At 43.0% G+C, this 21785-nt stretch carries 21 protein-coding genes; 8 read left to right on the top strand and 13 right to left on the bottom strand.

Going from position 1 to position 21785, the window contains the following annotated elements; translation table 11 throughout:
* Nucleotides 1–101: 101 nt before the first annotated feature.
* From C0638_RS08215 to C0638_RS08205, 3 genes are read left to right on the top strand one after another with little or no spacing between them, the layout of a single operon-like run.
* Nucleotides 102–833 (top strand): GntR family transcriptional regulator, encoded by a 732-nt coding sequence (locus C0638_RS08215; RefSeq protein ID WP_058711652.1) that lies wholly within the window; start codon nt 102–104, stop codon nt 831–833.
* Nucleotides 826–2364, top strand: a complete 1539-nt coding sequence (gene gntK, locus C0638_RS08210; RefSeq protein ID WP_058711653.1) for a gluconokinase — start codon at nt 826–828, stop codon at nt 2362–2364. The genes C0638_RS08215 and gntK overlap by 8 nt, the downstream gene beginning before the upstream one ends.
* A gap of 26 nt (nt 2365–2390) precedes the next feature.
* A complete protein-coding gene (locus C0638_RS08205; protein ID WP_058711654.1) occupies nt 2391–3737 on the top strand; it encodes a GntP family permease in 1347 nt (448 codons plus the stop codon).
* Between the two features lie 107 nt (nt 3738–3844).
* Here C0638_RS08205 and C0638_RS08200 read toward each other — a convergent pair whose 3' ends face one another.
* The 5 genes from C0638_RS08200 to C0638_RS08180 all read right to left on the bottom strand — a co-directional run bounded on the left by C0638_RS08200 (nt 3845) and on the right by C0638_RS08180 (nt 8283).
* A complete protein-coding gene (locus C0638_RS08200; protein WP_016822518.1) occupies nt 3845–4216 on the bottom strand; it encodes a DMT family transporter in 372 nt (123 codons plus the stop codon).
* Nucleotides 4216–4767 (bottom strand): TetR/AcrR family transcriptional regulator, encoded by a 552-nt coding sequence (locus tag C0638_RS08195; RefSeq protein ID WP_058711655.1) that lies wholly within the window; start codon nt 4765–4767, stop codon nt 4216–4218. The genes C0638_RS08200 and C0638_RS08195 overlap by 1 nt, the downstream gene beginning before the upstream one ends.
* Nucleotides 4768–5005: 238 nt before the next feature.
* Nucleotides 5006–5962 carry an endo-1,4-beta-xylanase gene (locus C0638_RS08190; RefSeq protein WP_058711656.1) on the bottom strand — a complete coding sequence of 319 codons (957 nt, stop codon included), beginning with the start codon at nt 5960–5962 and terminating at the stop codon, nt 5006–5008.
* A 294-nt stretch (nt 5963–6256) separates the two neighbouring features.
* The gene (locus C0638_RS08185; RefSeq protein ID WP_016324913.1) at nt 6257–7195 is read right to left on the bottom strand and encodes an alpha/beta hydrolase; all 939 of its coding nucleotides are present in this window, start codon (nt 7193–7195) and stop codon (nt 6257–6259) included.
* Between the two features lie 26 nt (nt 7196–7221).
* Nucleotides 7222–8283 (bottom strand): LLM class flavin-dependent oxidoreductase, encoded by a 1062-nt coding sequence (locus C0638_RS08180; RefSeq protein ID WP_016324914.1) that lies wholly within the window; start codon nt 8281–8283, stop codon nt 7222–7224.
* A gap of 319 nt (nt 8284–8602) precedes the next feature.
* Here C0638_RS08180 and C0638_RS08175 point away from each other — a divergent pair, with 319 nt between their 5' ends.
* Complete coding sequence (locus C0638_RS08175; protein ID WP_013373837.1) at nt 8603–9184, top strand: TetR/AcrR family transcriptional regulator; 582 nt, start codon at nt 8603–8605, stop codon at nt 9182–9184.
* 147 nt (nt 9185–9331) lie between these two features.
* Here C0638_RS08175 and C0638_RS08170 read toward each other — a convergent pair whose 3' ends face one another.
* A complete protein-coding gene (locus C0638_RS08170) occupies nt 9332–9742 on the bottom strand; it encodes a YjdF family protein (RefSeq protein ID WP_058711657.1) in 411 nt (136 codons plus the stop codon).
* Between the two features lie 285 nt (nt 9743–10027).
* On the opposite strand from C0638_RS08170, the gene C0638_RS08165 reads away from it, so the two are divergent.
* A complete protein-coding gene (locus C0638_RS08165; RefSeq protein ID WP_058711658.1) occupies nt 10028–11473 on the top strand; it encodes a DEAD/DEAH box helicase in 1446 nt (481 codons plus the stop codon).
* Nucleotides 11474–11536: 63 nt separating this feature from the next.
* Here the strand turns inward: C0638_RS08165 and C0638_RS08160 are convergent, their stop codons facing one another.
* A complete protein-coding gene (locus tag C0638_RS08160) occupies nt 11537–12619 on the bottom strand; it encodes an elongation factor G (RefSeq protein WP_233902298.1) in 1083 nt (360 codons plus the stop codon).
* Nucleotides 12620–12887: 268 nt separating this feature from the next.
* On the opposite strand from C0638_RS08160, the gene C0638_RS08155 reads away from it, so the two are divergent.
* Both C0638_RS08155 and C0638_RS08150 read left to right on the top strand, forming a co-directional pair.
* Complete coding sequence (locus tag C0638_RS08155; protein ID WP_058711659.1) at nt 12888–13478, top strand: RNA polymerase sigma factor; 591 nt, start codon at nt 12888–12890, stop codon at nt 13476–13478.
* Nucleotides 13439–14503, top strand: coding sequence for a DUF4367 domain-containing protein (locus C0638_RS08150; RefSeq protein ID WP_058711660.1), 1065 nt, complete (start codon nt 13439–13441; stop codon nt 14501–14503). Before C0638_RS08155 ends, C0638_RS08150 begins: the two co-directional genes overlap by 40 nt.
* Nucleotides 14504–14596: 93 nt before the next feature.
* Here C0638_RS08150 and C0638_RS08145 read toward each other — a convergent pair whose 3' ends face one another.
* The 5 genes from C0638_RS08145 to C0638_RS08125 form a co-directional block, all read right to left on the bottom strand.
* The gene (locus tag C0638_RS08145) at nt 14597–15172 is read right to left on the bottom strand and encodes a histidine phosphatase family protein (protein ID WP_013373844.1); all 576 of its coding nucleotides are present in this window, start codon (nt 15170–15172) and stop codon (nt 14597–14599) included.
* A gap of 172 nt (nt 15173–15344) precedes the next feature.
* Nucleotides 15345–16055 (bottom strand): SDR family oxidoreductase, encoded by a 711-nt coding sequence (locus C0638_RS08140; RefSeq protein WP_058711661.1) that lies wholly within the window; start codon nt 16053–16055, stop codon nt 15345–15347.
* 21 nt (nt 16056–16076) lie between these two features.
* Nucleotides 16077–16637 (bottom strand): NAD(P)H-dependent oxidoreductase, encoded by a 561-nt coding sequence (locus C0638_RS08135; RefSeq protein WP_058711662.1) that lies wholly within the window; start codon nt 16635–16637, stop codon nt 16077–16079.
* Between the two features lie 79 nt (nt 16638–16716).
* Nucleotides 16717–17295, bottom strand: coding sequence for a TetR/AcrR family transcriptional regulator (locus tag C0638_RS08130; protein WP_058711663.1), 579 nt, complete (start codon nt 17293–17295; stop codon nt 16717–16719).
* A gap of 374 nt (nt 17296–17669) precedes the next feature.
* Entirely contained in the window at nt 17670–19169 is a 1500-nt protein-coding gene (locus C0638_RS08125; protein ID WP_058711664.1) for a malate:quinone oxidoreductase, read from the bottom strand.
* Nucleotides 19170–19714: 545 nt separating this feature from the next.
* On the opposite strand from C0638_RS08125, the gene C0638_RS08120 reads away from it, so the two are divergent.
* A complete protein-coding gene (locus C0638_RS08120; protein WP_058711388.1) occupies nt 19715–20071 on the top strand; it encodes a hypothetical protein in 357 nt (118 codons plus the stop codon).
* Between the two features lie 31 nt (nt 20072–20102).
* Here C0638_RS08120 and C0638_RS08115 read toward each other — a convergent pair whose 3' ends face one another.
* Complete coding sequence (locus C0638_RS08115) at nt 20103–21680, bottom strand: sigma-70 family RNA polymerase sigma factor (protein ID WP_058711387.1); 1578 nt, start codon at nt 21678–21680, stop codon at nt 20103–20105.
* Between the last annotated feature and the right edge of the window lie 105 nt (nt 21681–21785).

Below are 21785 nucleotides of genomic sequence, written 5' to 3'. Positions count from 1 at the left end.
ACCGGCTTACAAAAATAATCTAATGAATACGCTTGCAAATTTAAAATTTTAGATTATAATACTTGTATACAAGTATACTTGATTGATGAGAAGGTGAATTTATGGTTCAGTCCAGTGATTTCTTATATCCCTCCAAATGGCTTCTAAAAGCCTCTGCTGGTGATCGTGTAACATCCGAGCTTAGAATGCGCATCATTTCTGGTGCAATTGAAAGCGGTACCATATTATCTGAAAATAAATTGGCTGCTGATTTTGCTGTAAGTCGCTCACCTATTCGTGAAGCGTTAAAAATACTGGCTTCCGAAAATATCATCCGCTTAGAAAGAATGGGTGCCGTTGTTATGGGGCTATCAGAGAAAGAAATAGAAGAAATTTATGATGTTCGTCTACTTATAGAATCCTTCGTATTTGAACGTCTTATAAAGATGGACACTCATGATTTAGCAAAGGAACTTAGTAAAATACTCGAAATGATGAAAGTCGCGGTCAAATACAGTGATGCCGATGAATTTTCATATCAAGATGTCTTGTTCCATGAAACGATTATTCGTGCAGTTAATCATTCATACATCCTGATGATCTGGAATAATTTAAAGCCCGTGATGGAAAGCCTTATTCTGTTGTCGATGCGTATGCGTTTCAAAGAAAAGTATGAAGACTTTACGCGGATTGTAAAAAATCATGAGATTTATATTGAAGCAATCCAGGCAAAAGATAGAGACCTTATGATTAAGTCTTTACATGTAAACTTTGATGATGTTCAAGGTAAAGTAGAAGACTTATGGATGTCCCAACAACTGCTGTCTAAAGGAGCCGTGCCACAAAATGACTAACTACATGTTAGGTATAGATATCGGAACCACCAGTACAAAAGCTGTTTTATTTAGTGAAAAAGGCGAAGTTATCCAACAAGAAAATATTGGGTACCCGCTTTATACACCGGATATAGCTACAGCTGAACAAAATCCTGAGGGGATTTTTCAAGCAGTCCTACAAGCGACTTCCAATATCATGAAACATCACTCACAAAAAAAGCTATCGTTTGTTTCATTTAGCAGTGCTATGCATAGTGTTATTGCAATGGATGAACACGACCGCCCACTTACACCTTGTATCACTTGGGCAGATAACCGCAGCGAAGCGTGGGCACATCATATAAAAGATGAGTTGAATGGCCAAGAAGTCTATAGACGAACAGGAACACCCATTCACCCCATGTCACCCTTAACTAAAATAGCTTGGATTGTGAATGACCTTCCTGAAATCGCTATCAAGGTTAAAAAATATATCGGGATTAAAGAATATATTTTCAAAAAGCTCTTTGATTTATATGTTGTTGATTATTCCCTGGCTTCAGCCATGGGCATGATGAATCTCGAAAATCTGGATTGGGATGAAGAGGCCTTAAAAATTGCGGGGATAACCCGTTCCCAACTATCTGAGCTCGTACCCACAACCAAAATATTTACCGACTGTAATTCAGTTTTAGCAAAAGAGATGGGGATCGATCCACAAACACCATTTGTCATTGGAGCCAGCGATGGGGTTCTCTCTAATCTAGGTGTCAATGCGATACGAAAAGGCGAAGTTGCCGTCACCATTGGGACAAGCGGTGCCATTCGAACCATCATAGACAAGCCACAAACAGATGAAAAGGGAAGAATATTTTGTTATGCGTTAACGGAAAAGCACTGGGTCATTGGCGGACCGGTAAATAACGGCGGGATGGTCCTTCGCTGGATTCGTGACGAGCTTGCCTCATCAGAAGTAGAAACAGCGAAACGACTAGGAATTGATCCGTATGATGTACTAACCAAAATTGCTGAACGCGTAAGGCCAGGGTCTGAGGGATTGTTATTCCACCCCTACCTCGCTGGTGAACGTGCACCCTTATGGAATCCAGACGTACGTGGTTCATTCTTCGGTTTAACGATGTCACATAAAAAGGAACATATGATTCGCGCAGCCTTAGAAGGAGTCATTTACAATTTATACACCGTATTTTTGGCCTTAACCGAATGCATGGACGGGCCCGTGACCCGAATCCAAGCTACAGGAGGCTTCGCAAGGTCAGATGTTTGGCGGCAAATGATGTCTGATATATTCGCATCTGAAGTCGTCGTTCCGGAAAGCTACGAAAGTTCTTGTCTAGGAGCTTGTATTTTAGGCTTGTACGCCACCGGAAAAATCCAATCATTTGAAGTCGCCTCTGAAATGATTGGCAGTACCAACAAACATGCACCCAAAGAAGAAGCAACCAAGGAATATAGAAAGTTGCTACCGATTTTCATTAACCTATCCAGAGTTTTGGAAGACGATTATACACGGATTTCCAATTATCAAAGAAGCTTAATTAAACACTAAAAGGATAAATACAGGGGGTAATTACAATGCCATTAGTCGTTGTAGCGATTGGAATTTTAGCATTACTCGTTTTAATCATGGGCTTCAAATTAAATACCTTTATTTCCCTAATCATTGTATCGTTCGGCGTGGCCCTAGCCCTTGGAATGCCCTTAGAGGAAATTGTCAAAACCATTGAAGCCGGATTAGGCGGAACACTGGGCCACTTAGCGTTAATCTTTGGACTTGGGGCGATGTTAGGGAAGTTGATCGCTGATTCTGGGGGGGCCCAAAGAATTGCCATGACCCTCGTTGACAAATTTGGTGAAAAAAATATTCAATGGGCGGTCGTAGCCGCTTCATTCATTATCGGAATTGCGTTATTTTTTGAAGTAGGATTAGTATTGTTAATTCCAATCGTATTTGCCATTTCAAAAGAATTAAAGGTTTCTATCTTATATCTCGGTATTCCGATGGTCGCTGCTTTGTCCGTCACACACGGTTTCTTACCACCACATCCAGGACCAACCGTGATTGCTGGTGAATATGGGGCGAACCTTGGTGAGGTTTTACTTTATGGCTTCATTATTGCTATCCCAACCGTTATTTTGGCTGGTCCTGTATTTACGAAGCTTGCCAAAAAACTCGTACCTGCATCATTTACGAAAACCGGTAATATTGCCTCTTTAGGTGAACAGAAAGTATTTAAGTCTGAGGAAACTCCTGGATTCGGAATCAGTGTATTTACTGCAATGCTTCCTGTCATTTTAATGTCGATTGCTACGATTATTACTTTGCTTCAAAAAACAATGGGATTTGAGGATAATAGTTTACTGGCAGCGATCCGTTTTATTGGTGATGCATCAACATCCATGTTGATTTCCTTACTGGTTGCCGTTTACACCATGGGAATAGCAAGAAAAATTCCAATCAAAGATGTAATGGCATCTTGTACAACTGCTATTACTCATATTGGGATGATGCTCTTGATCATTGGGGGAGGCGGAGCCTTCAAACAAGTACTCATTAATGGCGGCGTAGGTAACTATGTAGCCGATTTATTCAATGGAACTACATTATCACCAATTCTGCTAGCCTGGATCATCGCTGCAATCTTACGTATTTCCCTGGGTTCTGCGACTGTTGCAGCCTTAACAACCGCTGGTTTAGTAATTCCGATGTTAGGACAATCTGACGTTAATCTTGCTTTAGTCGTGCTTGCCACGGGAGCGGGTAGCTTAATAGCTTCACATGTTAACGATGCCGGGTTCTGGATGTTTAAAGAGTATTTTGGTTTAAGCATGAAAGAAACCTTTGCCACATGGACATTGCTTGAGACCATTATTTCTGTAGCCGGATTAGGATTCATCTTAATACTAAGTTTATTCGTATAAACCATGATTTCAGGGCGGTAGATCCCCCACCTATCTTTCTTAGAATCTCTAAGTCGATAAGTGAGGATCTACCGCCTCTTTACAAACTGGAGTGATATTATACTTTTTCATTTTTGGACGATTGAACTGGTTGCTTCTGTTGTTCCTTTGGCCTCACCATGTCCTGCACCAAATAGGTTCAATACCACCACGCCAATAACAATTAAAGCAATCCCTACGATACTCCCTGTATTGATTTTCTCCTTCCAAATCAATACTGAAATCACCGTTGTAGCAACAGCCCCCACCCCTGACCAAATGGCATACGTCATATTAAGAGGAAGTGTCTTGAGGGTTAGTGAAATAAAGAAGAAAGAGATTACAAACGCGACAATCGTGAATAGAGTCGGATACAGTCTCGTAAAACCTTCTGAAGCTTTAAGCATTGAAGTACCAATAAGCTCACTAGCAATAGAGATTGCCAAGAAAAAATAAGCCATCATTCATTCTCCTTTATATATGTCTTTAATTCTTCTATAATTTTTTGCTTCAATTCTTCATTGGGAAGAGCGAGTCCGAACATTTCGGCAAACCACAAACCGTCTATAGCTAATCGGACAATCGTAGAACGGACCGGGTCCAATTCGTCGTTTTCGATTTTATTTTGGATATTTGCATACTCATCCTGAAGCAGCTTGAGCATTTGAGGGTTCGTAAATTGTGCTGCCGAGAGAGCGGTATACAGGTCACTTGCATCCTGATCCCCGGAAAATGACGTATTCATATAAGCACGAGTCCATCTACCTTGGGAATGTGTATCGTTTTCTGCCCTTTCATTAAATTCGGTGATAAAGCTGGTCGATAGCTGTTCAACCATCCCCAGAATCAATTCATCTTTATTCGGAAAATGGTAAAGCAATCCTCCCTTACTTACTCCCGCTTTCTTAGCCACCGCTTCTAACGTTAATTTTTCTACTCCTTCTTCTTGTACAATTATAGAAGCCGCTTTAAGGATTAATTCTCTTTTTAATGTTTTTTTAGTTGCATTCATTCTGATCACCACCCATTTGACTATACCGTCCAGACGGTTTTATTTCAATCAAGTTTAAAGTAATGGATTGGATATGTAAGCCTAATTGACTTGGATTAGGTTTTGGTACGTTTAAGCTAAATAAAAAGAAGTCTTGGGCGTATAACATTTCAGCCAAGACTTCTTCAAATAAACAACTACCCAGCCCGGACATTTGGCAAAAGTCCGCATCTGTTGGGTTTTAAGTGCCACCTATAGCTTATCTCTTCAGATACTGTCTCAGCCATTGGAGCGCAGGACGTTCCGTGCCGTTAGAGTTCAGCAGATGTGTACCATCTTTCCAAGTTTGTCCTTGGATATACCCCCAAAGCGTAACTCCCTTCACTGAGGGGTTTTGCCAAAGGACTGGAAACTTCTCTTTGTATCTGGCAAGTTGAGTATTATCATCCCCAGTTATATCCAGTTCCGACACATAGATCGGTAACCCGGTCGCCGACAGCTTATTTAGTACAGTATTCATCGTGTTGACTGAGACGTTGTCCATACTGAAATGGTGGCATTGAATGCCAATACCGTCAATCAGGCCTCTACTCTTGAGCTGATTAATAATATTGACATATTGGTCGGCTAAAGAAGGGTCGTTGATAATACCATAATCATTTATATGCAGTTTGGCATTCGGGAAAGCTTGTCTAGCCTGTTGAAACGACCATATGACCCAATCCCATCCGGTCGACCCGTCACCACCAATGGCATTGCGGTAGGACGGCTTCTGATGCAACGGCTCATTCACCACATCTACAAACGCCGCATTCGGATAGCGCTGACCTGCTGCTTTAATCCACTGAGTCACTTCCGCTTTCTGATCAGCAGCCGACAGTCCTTTAACCCATCCTGGCTCCTGGGCACCCCATACCAACGTATGGAACTTGAACGGGAAACCATTGCTACGGGCATAATTGTAGGCGGTATCCGCCTGCGACCAGTTCATGTTGTTACGACTGCCTTCAACCGATTCCCACTTAGTCGAGTTCTCCGGCGTCACTTGATTCCAGTATGTCCCGTAACTAGGAGGGACACTCCCCGCAATGATATTCCCGAGAAATTTGCTTCCATTTGCCAGGCCAGCATCAGCCTGGTTGACCAGAACAGTTGATAACAACACACCCGCCAACGCCAAACTGCTCACCAGCTTGCCCACTTTAGTTCTTAACATAAAATCTCCTCCTCACACGTATAATTTGATAATACTCTTCCTCAATAATTTAAGCGCTTACATTTCCAATTATAAGAATGAATAGTTGTTTTCTGCTACATGTGAAAGTATAGATTTTACCCGAAAAATCTTACATCATTGCAGAACAGCCACAACACGAATCCCAAACAACTCTGAAACGATAACAAAAGGCTGCTGCGAAAAGTGGTATACTCCCTTCACAGTAGTAGGTTTTATTATTCAACCTGTCTATCTTCTTGGGAGCATATCACCTGAAGACCGCTCCTTAATTATTTAAGGATTAAGCGCTCTTGCAATCGCGTCTACATAACTTTGGCTGGCGCGTTGACTTACTTCTGCTTGAGGAACCATCCCTTCAAAATTGTGGAATGTGCCGGGATACAGATGAAATTCGACGTCAACGCCCGCTTGGGCAAGGCGTGCCACATATTCGATCGTCTCATCTCGGAATAGATCGAGCTGCCCTACGCACGTGTAGGTCGGCGGCAGACCAGCCAAGCTTTCTGCTCTCGACGGCACCGCATATGGGGAAACCTCGCTATCTTCGGTACGATTACCCAAGTACATGTTCCAGGCCGTCAAGTTGTTCTTCCGGCTCCATGGTGCATTATCGGCCGTAATTTCATGACTTGATGCCGTAACATTGCGGTCGTCGATCATCGGATATAGCGGCATTTGGAAGATAAGGGCTGGTCCGCCTTTGTCACGAGCCATTAAAGCAAGTGCTGCGGTTAGACCGCCACCCCCGCTTGCACCAGCAATTGCGACCCGGTCCAAGTCGATGCCCAGCAGCTCAGCTTCATCGGTCATCCACGTCAAAGCGGCATAACAGTCATCGATGGCAGCTGGGTAGGGGTGCTCGGGAGCAAGTCGATAATCGACCGATACGACGACGCAATTAGCCGCCTGCACGAAGCGTTCGCACAAAGCATCGTCCATATCAGGATGCCCCATTACATAGCCTCCCCCGTGAATCCACAGCATGGCCGGAAGCTTAACGTCAGTTCGCTGGGCAGGTTCGTAGATTTTGACTAATATCTCGCCTGCAACGCTCGGAATCATCCGGCTTGTCGTGCGTACGTGTTCCGACTGCTCAATAGGCGGACTCGACAAATAACTTCTGCTCAGTTCTAAATTCTCCTCCAGTTGAAAACCGGGGAATTGTGCAATTACTGACCTTAATTCTGGTAATAAACGATTTTCAAAATCCATGCGAATCACTCCTATGTCAGGTTATTTTATAGTCTTTTTTCCGTCTCCGCTTCCCACTTGGCTATTTCCTTCCGCACTCGGGGTGCTACCTCTGTTCCAAGTAGCTCAATGGCTCTCATCACCTCGGCATGCGGCATCGTGCTTAACGGAACATACAGCATAAAGCGTGTAACACCAACATGCTTGCGAAGATGAATGATCTTCTGAGCAACCGTCTCGGGATCGCCAACATACAGCGCACCTTCAAAGCTGCGCGCGGCATCATAGCTGGAACGATCATAATGCGCCCAGCCTCGCTCCCTACCCAATCTATTCATACCTGCCATGGTAGAGGGGAAATATGTATCTGCCGCTCGCTCATTATTCTCTCCGACAAATCCTATCGAGTGCGACCCAACCCTAAGCTGCGATTCATCATGACCAGCGTGCGCTGCTGCCTTCTTATAAAGCTGGACAAGCGGTGCAAAATTTATCGGGTTCCCTCCAATGATCGCCAACATCAAGGGCAGTCCTAACAGACCTGCACGAATAGCAGAATCCTGCCTCCCCCCGCTGCCTACCCATATAGGTAAAGGATTCTGAACTGGCCGGGGATACACGCCCAAATTGTTAATGGCTGGCCGATGACCGCCCTTCCAGATTACTTTTTCGGATTCCCGTATTTTAAGGAGAAGTTCCAAATGTTGTTCAAACAGCTCATCATAGTCATCCAAGTCATAGCCGAACAGAGGAAAAGATTCAATAAAGGAACCCCGACCTGCCATAATCTCGGCACGTCCATTTGAAATACCATCCAGCGTAGCAAAGTCTTGAAAAACGCGCACCGGATCAGCTGAAGAAAGCACCGTCACTGCACTGGTTAGCCGAATCCGTTGCGTCTGCGCTGCAGCCGCGGACAGCACCATTGCTGGTGAAGATGCCGAATAATCCTTTCGATGATGCTCACCTACACCAAACACATCAAGTCCCACTTGATCAGCAAGGATAATTTCCTCGACAACTTCACGCAACCGCTGTGCGTGACTTATCACTTCGCCTGTCTGAACATCAGGCTTTGTCTCTACAAACGAGGTAATACCTATCTCCATGGTCTATCTCTCCCGTTCTAATAGCTTTCTTTGTGTGCCAATTGAATAACAATAAAATATCATACCAATCGGTAAGTTATTTTCCCAGTTAATATAACTCACAAAAAAGAATGCTGTCAACAATCATAGTAATCCAATTTGATTATTCTTTCATATTCACCTCCCCTTTTCGGGAAAGTCCAACCTTCATTTGACAATTTTAAGGACTAATTATAAGATAATAACGTACCAATTGGTAATTAAATAAATTTCACTGAACATTATAAGCAGATACATGGAGCCATTAAGAATAAAATCATGAGTAACGAGAGGTATTGTTATGGGACGAACCCGCGAATTTGACGAAGAGAAAGTTTTAGATGCAGCTATGCAAATATTTTGGGAAAAGGGATATGAAGCCACCTCATTAAGTGATTTAACTTCCAGAATGGAAATTCAACGCCCCAGTATATATTCCACTTTTGGGGGTAAAAAAGAATTGTTCGAAGCCGCGCTACGCAAATACACGATGTCCCGTGCTTCTCTGATCCGAACCAAACTTCAAAGCATTCCATCTGTAAAAGAAGCATTTCGTACTTTTTTTGAGGGTGTGGTTGAAGAGGAGTATGCGGAAAATCCTAGAAAGGGATGCTTTTGCATTAATACAATGGTTGAACTTGCGCCCCATGATGAGAAGTTTGAAATTCTTACAAGGGAGCATCAAATGTACCTGGCGGTCATTTTTCAAGAAACCATTGAACGAGGTATCCAATCAGGTGAGCTTGAGATCGGACTAGATGCGAAGGCTGTATCACAGGCATTAGTTGTATCGTTAATTGGTCTGACCGTCATGATAAAGTCTCGTCCAGAGCGATCATTTATTGATAATACAATAGAAGTGACACTGACACTGCTTAAGTAATTTGGAATGGATTCATCTTAGCGGATAGCAATCTCTATACGACAGTTTAAAGGGCACCCAGTCGGGTGCCCTTTGTGTGTAACACATGTTTTCACATATGCCGAGATAAAACATGCGTTACAATTGCGGATAAGTATGGAGGTTTTATTAATGTCCGCGATGTTTTTCCTTCGCTTTTTTCTCCTTTAATTCCCTTATCCGTGCCTTCATAGATTCCCTTTGCTGTTTAGAGTAGGTACGTTTCTCCAACTTGCGCTTCTCATACTCTAACTTTAAAGCCTCTTGTGCGTTGGAAGAGACTCCCTTCCGCCTTAATTCATACGCTGCCTGCCTTGCTAGCCGCTTCGGATTGACCTTCTTCGTTTCAGACCACTTTATAGCCACCTCTTGTGAGAGCCGACTAATAAGTTCCCCCATCTCCTCACGGATAAACTGGAGAATTTCCTCGTCCTTAGGCTCTGTACCAAAAATGTACCTGGCTGCCTTCAATTTCCCTTGGTCCTGCTCCTCCACGACTCCAACCCAATACTGTCCATCATAATAAACCGTAAGCTTCATTTGAATCCCCCTCATTTTAAATCGAAACGATGGACATCCCGAGGGGGGAAGGTTACTGACATGGCACTCTTGCAATTATAGAGTCGTCCATGCGCCTGGACTACCAACCAGACTGTGTTTTTTCGTCTCAGAAAAAGTATAGTTGCCTTACTGGAAAACAGCAAGTTAATCGCTGATATGTATTAGAGTGTAGCTGGAATAGAGTATACTGGTTGAGTATAAGTTCGATACACGATGACATGATATATGTAATGGTACTTAAATACAGCGCAGAAGAGGTTGAGAATGAGTCAAAAGCATTTTGCAGATTACCCATTAAGTGAAGAAATTGTGAGGGCTCTGAATAGCCTGGGCTATGAGACGCCAACAGAAATTCAAACGGAGGTTATTCCCGTTGCCCTTGAGAAGAAGGATCTTGTGGCCAAATCGCAAACAGGCAGCGGCAAAACGGCAGCATATGGTATTCCACTGTGTGAGCTAGTAGATTGGAATGAGAATAAACCCCAAGCTTTAATCCTGACACCAACCCGTGAACTCGCATTACAGGTTACTGAAGACATCACGAATATTGGACGCTTTAAGCGGATAAAAGCAACGCCCCTTTATGGGAAACATCCTTTTCATATACAAAAGGCCGAGCTAAAACAAAGAACACATGTGGCTGTAGGTACGCCCGGACGTGTACTAGATCATATTGAACGAGGAACACTATCTTTAAATCGAATTACCTATCTCGTGATTGATGAAGCTGACGAGATGCTGAATATGGGCTTTATCGAGCAGGTTCAGTCAATTATTCAGGCACTGCCTAATGACCGGGTTACGATGTTGTTTTCCGCTACTTTTCCCGAAGATGTAGCCAAACTGTCACGTAAATATATGAACGATCCTGTGGAAATTGAGATTAAGGCGACAGGTGTAACCACAGCCACGATTGATCACTCTCTTATCCAGGTGCGGGAGGCGGACAAGCTGGCTCTGCTACAGGATCTGCTCGTTGTTGAGAACCCTGACAGCTGCATCATTTTCTGTCGTACGCAGGAGCATGTAGATACACTATTCAGAGCATTGGCTGACCTCGAATATCCATGTGATCGCATCCATGGCGGCATGGAGCAAGATGAGCGATTTGAGGTAATGAATGCATTCAGAAGGGGACAATTCCGTTACTTGATCGCAACTGATGTAGCCGCCAGAGGGATTGATATCACGAATATCACCCATGTCATTAACTACGATATTCCCCTTGAAAAGGAAAGCTATGTTCATCGTACAGGACGTACAGGACGTGCTGGCAAAACAGGGAAAGCCATTACTCTAATCACTCCTAAAGATAACAAACGATTAGCTGATATCGAAGCATATATCGGATTTGCAATTCCGCAAGTAAAGGCCCCCTCAGAAGAGGCTGTTGATCTACGCAGAAAAGATTTTGAGCGGAAACTACATGTGAAAACTGTACTCAAAAACGACAAACGCGAGCAATTAAACCAACAGATTATGAAGCTCAATTTTAACGGCGGTAAGAAAAAGAAACTTAGAGCTGTCGACTTTGTGGGTACCATCGCTAAGCTTGACGGGGTAACGGCAGATGATATCGGGATCATTACGATTCTGGATAATGTGACAGATGTTGAGATTCTGAATGGCAAGGGCCCACTGGTGCTTGAGATTATGAAGAATACTACCGTAAAGGGCAAGCTTTTAAAGGTACGCAAAGGTCATAAGTAGAAGGTACGCTGTATAAAAAAGAGTGAGGCAATCCCGTTCAGTACGGCCGATGGCTTTCGTAAGCTATACAGGCGGGATGGCCGAGTTCATCTCTTGCTCCTCTAATTCATCTTTCCATTTATCGATATTATAAATCACTTTGAATTTCTCTTTTAACTGAGTAACATCTTCAACTGGCACATAGCTGTCCAATTCCATATGGAAGTCCGAAACATCTTTTTCATGGTTATACATCTCTTTTAGAATATCAATGATTGTGGAAAGTCTAGATTTAAATGATAACTTACAATTATCTTCGTCCTCGCCGAGCATACATAGATTTTCTACCCCACTAAAAAAGGAATTTCCTTTAAAATATAGCTTGTTACAGGTCATATGGACCTGCATCAATGGTTCGCATATTTGCCAATCTGCCTCAAGCATAGCGGTTTCGAGCGATACATGTGCTCCATTAATGTAATAATAATCTCGATAAAAACACATTGAACAAGAGGCCTTCATTATTTTAATTTTTGAATCTACAGCAGGATACCCTAATACAAAACCTTCAGCTAATAATTTCTTGGAGAAGTAATCCAACGATTTTACAAATAATTGGTATCCAAGCTCCTTACCTTCCTCATCGTCTTTATGACAGCAATAATGAATAATATCTTCTTTCACTTGTTTATTTTCATATTGATATCCCATTCCAGCCTCTAAATGATCAATATGAATTTCAACTCCTGCAAATAAGTCATTTAAACTTGTTATTCTGGAATGATTGCCTTTTAAATTTATATTCAAGTCAGCAGTACATTCTCTATAGAGTATACAGGTGTCTTTGATATCCAGTTTAATGTCTTGTCTTTTCATAAAATCAGCGATTTTCTTTAGATGCAAATAATCCGTTCCTATAAAAACTATTTTCTTATATTCAATAGTCCCAGCATCAGATTGATTAAAATGAACAGCAATACAAACGTCCTCATCGTATGCTTTCAATGTCTCAATACTTTCAATAATCCTACTTCGTAGCGCAGCTTGTCGAGGAAATGGCATGGTTAATCCAATATATTTTGATTCTAAGTTAGGTAGCAGCTTCATTTGATCATGAAGGTAAAGCATCACATTATCAAAATTATATTTCTTAGCATTTTCATTCATTAGAAACTGTGTCCTCTCCTATTTATTTACGAGATGGGCCTACTATTACTGGAATATCTTAATTTCATTTTACCATCCCCTCACTTCCACAATATACCTTTAACTCTATAAAACTAACCACGTGGGTGATAATTGTTCTGCTTTATCGTATTCTCTTAGAGAGTTGATAGAACACTTAAAAAAATTTTAGACAAAGTGTCCCTTTCGGTCATCTTCGTTTGTTATACAGATATAATTTTCTTTTTGATCAGAGGGGGTGCCTACATCTTTGAATGAGGAAATCGAATACAGAATCAAACAAGTTCAAGCTGGCGAGATCCAGGATTACGCCTACATTGTAAAGGAGTATCAGCGTCAGATTTTTGTGTACTGCTGGAGGCTATTAGGAAGTGAGCAGGAGGCGGAAGAGGCTGTGCAGGATATTTTCGTCAATGCTTTTGAGAGAATTAGCAGGTACAAGCCGACAGTGGGCTTCTCCTCCTGGCTGTATAAAATGGCCTATCATCACTGCCTGAACCTGATTCGCAGGAAGAATCTACAGCGCAAATTTAAACTTAGCCTGTTCACCTCAACTAACATGACTTCAGACAGTGCAGCGCAGGTTATGGAACGTCAGCTTTTCAGTGAACCGCTGAGCCGGGCGTTGGACCAACTGAGCGCGGAGGAGCGTAACCTGCTGGTGCTGCGCATTTTTGAAGAGAGAACGTTTGGAGAAATCGGGGAAATCATGAACAAAAGCGAGGAAGCTATCAAGAAAAAATACGGCAGAACAAAAACAAAGCTCAAAAAAATAATGGAGCCCCTAAAGGAGGACCACAAATGCGTGAGTTACAAGACAGAACTCAAAAACAAAGCCTGAAATACACCGATCTGCAAGACAGGGGATTCAAAAACATGGACAAGCTAACCGAGCCAGAGAATGTCTTAAAAATCCAGGCTTTTGACGTCTCTGACAAAGTGATGGAACAGGTCTACCAAAAGGCGACGCCCAAAAAGGGGAATATAGGAAAAATCCATTTCCAGCCTCGCATCACCGTCCCTATCATGATTTTACTTTTTGTAGTAGGGGCCTCTGTGACCGGTTACGCAGCTTCACAATATCTTGAATTCCGCAACAGTAAGGGCGACGTTGTATTAAATACCGCCAAAACACCTGCCGAAACGGATGCCTCCAAAACGTATACCTCCACCTACGCACGGTGGAACGAAGAGGTGAAGAACCGTTTGCAACCAGGAGAGTATGCCGCTTATTACGTCAAAGACGATTCTATGAATCAAAACAACCTATCTAATCTGGCCCTGTTTGCGTACAAACCGGCTGAACTTTCAAGTTTCAACAGCTTACAAGATGAAATCAAGCGAACTGAGGCTCCATTATTCAGCAATCCCACTCATCTACCGGATGGCTATCAGTTTGAATTCGGATACGTCTATCCAATCGCTGCATATCCTGGGATGATGGATAAAAAGGAATATCGAGCTTTAACCGATAAACTGATGCAACAGGCCAAAGCTGCACCGAAGGGTGAAAATCTGTTTATTCAAAAGCTGAACTGGGACAAGTCAGACTCCTCCTTTGCCCGGTATGCGAGAGGAAACGACTATGTAAACATTACCGTCACCAAATACACTCCTGAAGTCACAAAGACAACCATCATGCAAAATGAACAGGATTCGGCTGAGCAATTGACAATCAAAGGAACCAAGGCCTATTACATCAGGGCAAGTGAAGCAAGCAGGCCCTTGGAAGCAGGAAAAAATCGACTGGGATGGATCGATGAAAAAAGACATTTACACTACAACATATCCGATAACCAGGACAGCCCGCTGACCAAAGATGATTTGGTTAAAATAGCTGAGGATTTGCTTAATGCTTCATCGTAATAGATGTTACAGAAAGGTTTTGAAGAGAGACTATCCTGTACTAAGGACGGTCTCTCTTTGAGCAACGTTTTCGTACCTATTTCTCCCGTAACATTACGGCGTATACCACAATCTTTTAACTTCTATTAACTCCTGACCGTTGAACTTCATTCTGTATACATCTGGTTTGGATGTGTGTAGTAGAAAATTCAAGTCGTACTGCTTGTCATAATACCCCATCATCAACGTCATTATCGCCCCATGAGTGCCTAATGCAACTTTCTGTCCTCGATAGGTTTTTAACAATTCTTTTAGAACTGCTATACTTCGGTTCTGACAAACCGTATTAGACTCTCCTCCCTGTAAAGCAAAGTTTGGATCAGAAAATGACTTATCTAACAAAGGAAATAATTCCGCATCGGGCATTCGGTGATCTTCATTCAAAAAGATCCTTTCTTTAAGATCTTCGAATACCAAAACTTCTTGTCCTGAACGCCGAGCCAGCTCTTGAATGGTCAGAATTGCTCGTTGATATGGACTTGAAACGAAAACCTCGATCCCCTCTCCCTTCAATAATTCAGTTATTCGATAAGCATCTGATTTACCTTTATCCGTTAAACCTCTTGTTCTTTCATTTCCTTCCGTCTTTGGTGACTCGCCATGTCTCACCATGTAAATGAAAGTTTCCAAAATAGCCTCCTTAAAGGATATCGTTTTGTTCTCGTAATTCCTGAAATCTCCCATTAATTATAATTCTAGAGTAAATCTTTCGGTATGACCAATCAGTCTGCACTCACCATACACGAATTGATAATTGCTGTTACGATGTCATATAAATCTTTTTCTTTCAATACATAAAGCTTTACCACGGAAGCTGATCATCCATGTAATAGAATCCGCCTGTTGGACCCTCTTCCGGAAGGGTCGCCAGTCGGACCGCCGTTTTTGCCCCATCCTCCACCGACAGCTCCGCCTTTTCACCACCCATTTGCGTTTTGACTAAGCCGGGGTGTACGGAATTGACCTTCAGATGTGTCCCGCTATTTTTTTGCGCCCAGTAGGCCGTCAGCATATTCAAAGCTGCTTTAGATGCCGCATAAGCCGGGGTAGCAAGCCGCTGCACCCGTTCATTGGTCAACTGAAATTGAATCGAGCCTATAGCGCTACTTTGGTTGACGATTCTGCCTGCTTTGCTCTTTAGCAGTAACGGCAACAGTGCTTCTGTAATCAAATAGGGTGCGAACGTGTTCACCTCAAAAGTATCTCTGAAAGCATCCCCGTCATAACCCGCTTTTTCTGCCAAAATGCCCGCATTGTTGACCAATATGTCCAGCCGTCCGTAAGTATCTTCGATGAATTGGGCCAATTCTGCGATATGTGCAGAATTCGTCACCTCGAGCTTCACGCCGACTGCCTGAATGCCTTCTTGCAACAACCTGGCGGCTGCTTCATCTGCTGCTGTTTTGGTACGTGCAGCAACCAATACCGTTATACCTTGCTGCCCCAGTTGTCTAGCAACCTCCAGTCCGATTCCTTTGCTTGCTCCGGTAATTAATGCGATTTTATTTGTCATGATTCATTTCCTCCTCGATTTTTATTTATTGATTGTGATCAAATCAGATGTTTGGACATGACGCACGGTCGCCAGATGCTGGACATATGCAGCCTGGCTCGCGGTAATCTGCTCATCCGTCACATGGTTTGCATTATGGATAGCAAAAGGCGGCAGATAGTGGGCACTCACATAGTTGGCCAGCGCCTCCATCGGCTTCGCGATGTCCCGAATCGTGAACAGGTTGTAGCCGCCGGGCTGATACGAGGCTGCAGTTCCTGCCGTCGAGATGGCGATGCCAATTTCCTTGCCCTTCAAGTGCTCCCCGCCGGGTCCAAAAGCCCATCCGAAAGTCAGCACTTCATCAAACCACTGCTTCAATAATGGCGGCGTACTATACCAATAGAGCGGGTACTGGAAAATGATTCGATCATGGCTGTCCAGCAAAGCTTGTTCATGGGTGATATCAATCTTCTGATCAGGATAGGCTTCATACAACACATGTACGGTCGTTTCAGGCTGCTGCCTCATGGTTTCCGTCCAGACCCGATTAACTCGGGAGCTTTGCGAATCCGGGTGGGCAACGATGATTAATGTTTTCATACTAACTCTCCTTTGTTATTTCAAAGTTTATGAGAACGATCGTTCTAAAACCATGAAAAAAATTTGTTTTCGGTTACGTCTATGTCTCTAAAATGCGTAGGTTTAACTCGGCTATCCGTTGCAGCTTTTCTTTCGGAACAGAAGTCCGCACCATAACCCTTAGTCCCGTTAAGGCATTTTGCAGATACTCAGCCAATTCCTTCGCTTCGTATTGCTGTGTAAATTCGCCGTTTTGCTGTCCCCACGTTACGATTTCTGCAAGCATTTTCTCCGATTTTGCAAAGGCCTTCGTCGCTATCTCGTCAATGTCCTCATCCCGAATCGCTAATTCGACAGCCGAATTCACGAACATGCAGCCGGGAGGTACGTCCTCTTCACCGTTAATGATGAAGTCAAAAATGAACTGAAGTGCCTGCTTAGCCGTCCGAGATTGCTCGATGCCTGCTGCCCACCTACCGTTAATACGCTCTCCGAATCGGTCCATCACTTTGAGGAACAAGGTATGCTTGTCGGTAAAGGTATCATAGATACTTCTTCGATGAATCCCCATATGTTCGACAAGATCATTCATCGAGGTTTTCTCATACCCCTGCTCCCAGAACAGCTTCATGGCCTTTTCCAGAACAACGTTTTCTTCAAATTCTTTGCTCCTGGCCATTCTATCTACCCCCTGACCATTTAGAATATGTCTGGATTAAATGGATCGACCTTTTGGGAACGATCGTTCTACATTGGTCATCGCATATGTTTTTCTTCTCTGTCTGGCTTTATCCTAACATATTGGGAACGGTCGGTAAAGAATTATTTGTTTTTCCCTTTATAACCCGTTCCATAATTACTGCAGTCACTATAGCAGACACCGATAAACACAGAAGCATTACAAAGTTTTGCACTCGTAAAATAATCATTTTAGCGGTGGGGAGCTTCCCACCGCTTGGCGTTGTCGCTTATACGACTTGAATACGTATCGTAAGATTACTGTGTATTTTATTAAAAATATTCGGATGATCGAATTTACTAGCCATGTAAAAATTAATGATGCAGCGGTTCTTTTTCGCCCAGACCCAGCGTCTCTGTTGTGGTATTATGGATTTCTTGGTAAAGCTCTGGGTTTTCCGCTAGTGACATCCCATAAGAAGGGATCATCTCTTTTATTTTCGGTTCCCACTCGTCCATATGCTGTGGGAAGCATTTCTCTAATACCTCCAGCATAACGTGAACAGCAGTAGAGGCACCCGGAGAAGCTCCAAGCAATGCAGCCACCGAGCCGTCAGCGGAACTAACCACTTCCGTACCAAATTGAAGAGTTCCTTTACCGCCCTCCGTATCTTTGATCACCTGCACACGTTGGCCTGCTACCACGATCCCCCAGTCCTCGATTTTGGCGTTGGGAATAAACTCGCGTAGTTCCTCCAAACGCTTTTCATTCGATAACATCACTTGCTGGATCAGGTATTTGGTCAATGCCATCTCTTTTGCCCCTGCTGCCAACATTGTAATGAGGTTATTGGGTTTTACGGAACCAATCAGGTCCAAGTTTGAACCCGTTTTCAAGAACTTTGGTGAGAAGCCGGCAAATGGTCCAAACAGCAGTGCTTTTTGGTTACCGATGTATCTTGTATCCAGATGCGGGACAGACATGGGAGGAGCACCAACCTTCGCTTTACCGTATACTTTTGCATGATGTTGGGCGACCACTTTAGGATTGTTACATACCATAAATAGTCCACTTACCGGGAATCCCCCGATATATTTGGACTCAGGAATGCCGGTTCTTTGCAGTAAAGGTAGACTTCCGCCACCACCACCGATAAAAACGAATTTGGCAGTATGATATTCGATTTTTCCGTTATCCAGATTATGCACTTTGACTCTCCACGAGCCGTCGCTCGCACGTTTAATATCCTTTACACTATGCTTGTATTTAATCTCGACATTTTTGCTTTTTAAATGGTCAAACAACATGCGTGTTAAAGCACCAAAGTTGACATCTGTTCCAGAGTCGATTTTGGTTGCCGCAATTGGTTCATTCAATGTACGACCTTCCATAATCAGCGGAATCCACTCCTTTAGCTTTTCAGGGTCATCGGAAAATTCCATGCCTTGAAACAGGGAAACACTTGAAAGCGCTTTAAAGCGCTTTTTTAAAAAAGATACGTTTTTTTCACCCATTACCAAACTCATATGGGGTATTGGCCTGATAAAGTCCTGTGGATTACGAATCAAATTACTGTTGACAAGAAAAGACCAAAACTGTCTTGAGAGCTGAAACTGTTCGTTGATATTAACCGCTTTACGAATATCTACAGATCCGTCTGATTTTTCGGATGTGTAGTTCAGCTCGCACAGTGCAGCATGGCCCGTGCCTGCATTATTCCATTCGTTAGAGCTTTCTTCTCCTGCACTTGCCAGTTTCTCAAACACTTTAATTTCCCATTCCGGTGCTAACTCTTTCAGCAATGATCCCAGAGTCGCGCTCATGACCCCGGCACCAATTAAGATAACGTCTGTATTTTTCTGAATACTATTCATAAAAACCTTCCTTATCTCTTATATTTGCAAAAAAGAGCAGGCCCTCCTGCTTAACTGACTCAAGAAGCAAGGCTCCACTCAGGAACATACCTTTTCTATCTCCATTATAACTTAAATATAATCATTTAAAAATTATATCTACTTTTATCTGATAATTATAAATCATTTCTGCTAAAAAGTGAGAATTTTCTTCGCGAAAATAAGAATTGAACTCAGTTTTTTTATAAGAAACCTAGCTGTTTTTGTTACTCCCGTGGATTACAGCTTCCCAATAATTAAATCAACAGTTTATGTATATGAATAACCAGGAATTGTTATGTGGGATTTCAAGAATTAACACGTGATTCATCTAGGACCCGTACGCCAACTGTACAATGCGTAGAAATCAAGTAAAATAAGGGACAGGTGGCGAAGATACCCCATGACCTGGACTATTTTTGAAACATTTTCTTTTTGTCAGGTAGAACGGCTTCCGGACTGAAATGCTAAAGAAGCAGAATCCGCAATGATTCTGCCATCCTTGTAGGAATGGAGACTAGAGTGCTATGAGGAGAATAGTAGTTAGTGGAAATACGTATTTGTGGAATTATAGAACGGTCAGAGATATTTACTGTAGATCCAAGTTGACTATTATTTCTGAAAATAAAGATATAAAATTTATAATTCTGTTTACTACTAAAGATACAATTGTCACTGGTAGCCCTTTGAATGAGGGATTACGGGTGATGAGAGAGGGCAAACAATATTCTATTAATCTTAACCAACCTAAGTATGTTGCTGAAGTGTTACAGTATATACTTGGTATGAAGTTAGATGTGACAGTGGAGAAAGTGCATGAGCTAAATGGTAATGAATTGTTGGTTAGTATGGGGTATCAGGATGTAACCGGGCTTTTGATATGAACTAAGCCCGCTCTACATCCAGAACTTGTTGTCATTTATGATACGGTTCCGTATACACCAACTGGTTTCTCTCTGAATCCCAGCGCCATGCTAAATCACCTTGCAGCCACAAGCCGCCATACCACTCGTCTATTCCCTTCATCTTCACCCAGTCATGTGCCCCCGCCGTTATATTTCTCCCTACTTCCGTTAATACAACAACACATTGGTCAAAGGATGGAGTTGTTTTCTTTTGATGATCAGGAAATGAGTGGGGCCCTTGAATCTCTAATAGTGCATGTGGTTGTTCCGACATATTCCTTAAACGATACCAAAATTCCAAATCACCCATTCCTAGGCCGCTTATCCGGTTCCCGATCTGCTTAAACAGCTCTTGTGGAGAGTTCACTCCTTGCTGGACGAGTTCCAGGGTTGTCTGCTCTACGATGCCCAGCCCATTCATGGTGGAAGGTAGACGAGATAGGTGCAGTTCAAGTGCCACATGAGCAAAAGGCAGGGCAGATGTATCTTCACGTAAAATGTCAACATGCCGCGTTATATCCGGGGAAGTATATGCCTCCCAGATTTTTTTGCCCGTCTCAAGCTCCTGCTGACCGATCTGCTGCCACGTGCCTGACAATTTTTCTAACTGCTTCGTTGTAAGCTGTCCCAAACCCCTAAACGGATCAATACCGGGGTAGTTGCCGATACACAGCAAGCTCAGTTTGGTTTGACCTAGGGTCTGCGTCGAAAACCAGTGCAATAAGTAGCTTAGCATCAGCTGGTCGAACAAATCGTGCTCGAACCATAGCACGACTTCGTCATACTTATGAAAGTTATGCAGAACCTGCTCCTGAGTCTTGCAATTGGACACATAGTCTTCCCCTGGGATACCGAGAGTTTTCCCTAAATATTCCACTCTAGCTGCTCTAGATGAGGGCTCGCTCATTTCAAGGAAAACCGGACCTACCGGATACACTTCTCTCCAGACCAAGATATCTCCGCGAATGTTCCCTTTCCTTAGCTTGTCACCGACATGATCTCCGTTGACTACATGTAGCACCGAATCTCCTCCTTCATAAATATCGTTAAACATGGATACAAAGTCGGTGACAAGTAGTGAAGCTCTCAGCTTATTGCGGGCATCAAACAACCGTTTTTTCAGCACGGATGGAGATACGCTTAGATAGCTTGATATTTCACCGATTGAGTACCCTTGAAAATAGTACAGCTGAACCGCCAGTTTTAACTTGTCAGATAAACCCTCGACGGATTGATGAAGCTTTTGATGCCATTCCCTTCTCTCTGCGATGAGTTCCACATCATATTTCTCTACATCCATTACTATAGTTTCGGCCAACGGCATCATCGTGGGCCTCTTCCGGCGCAGAAGACGATGACATTGACGTTCGACAATGATCTTGAACCATCCAGGGAACGCCTCTGCTTCCTGTAATTTATGAAGATTGGCAAAAGCCTCAGCGAACGCCTCCTGAACTGTATCCTCTACCAGACTCCAGTCCCCCAACCTCGTATATGCTACTGAAAAAGCCATCCCACTGAAATGCTGCACGATCTGCTTCCAAGCATTTTGATCGCCTAGCCGAGCTTCCCCAATCCAACACTGCACCTCTTGCACCTCCTCTGTATGCAAATTCTATATATAAGTGCCGGTATTGCTGCAAATGGTTACTTTGTTCGATTGAAGTTGTGAAAAACCTATAGCAAGTTTAGA

Source organism: Paenibacillus sp. lzh-N1 (assembly GCF_002872435.1).
In the GTDB taxonomy this organism is placed as follows: Bacteria; Bacillota; Bacilli; order Paenibacillales; family Paenibacillaceae; genus Paenibacillus; species Paenibacillus polymyxa_C.
The sequence above is the reverse complement of the archived record's forward strand: the minus strand, read 5'-3'. Positions and strand labels throughout refer to the sequence as shown.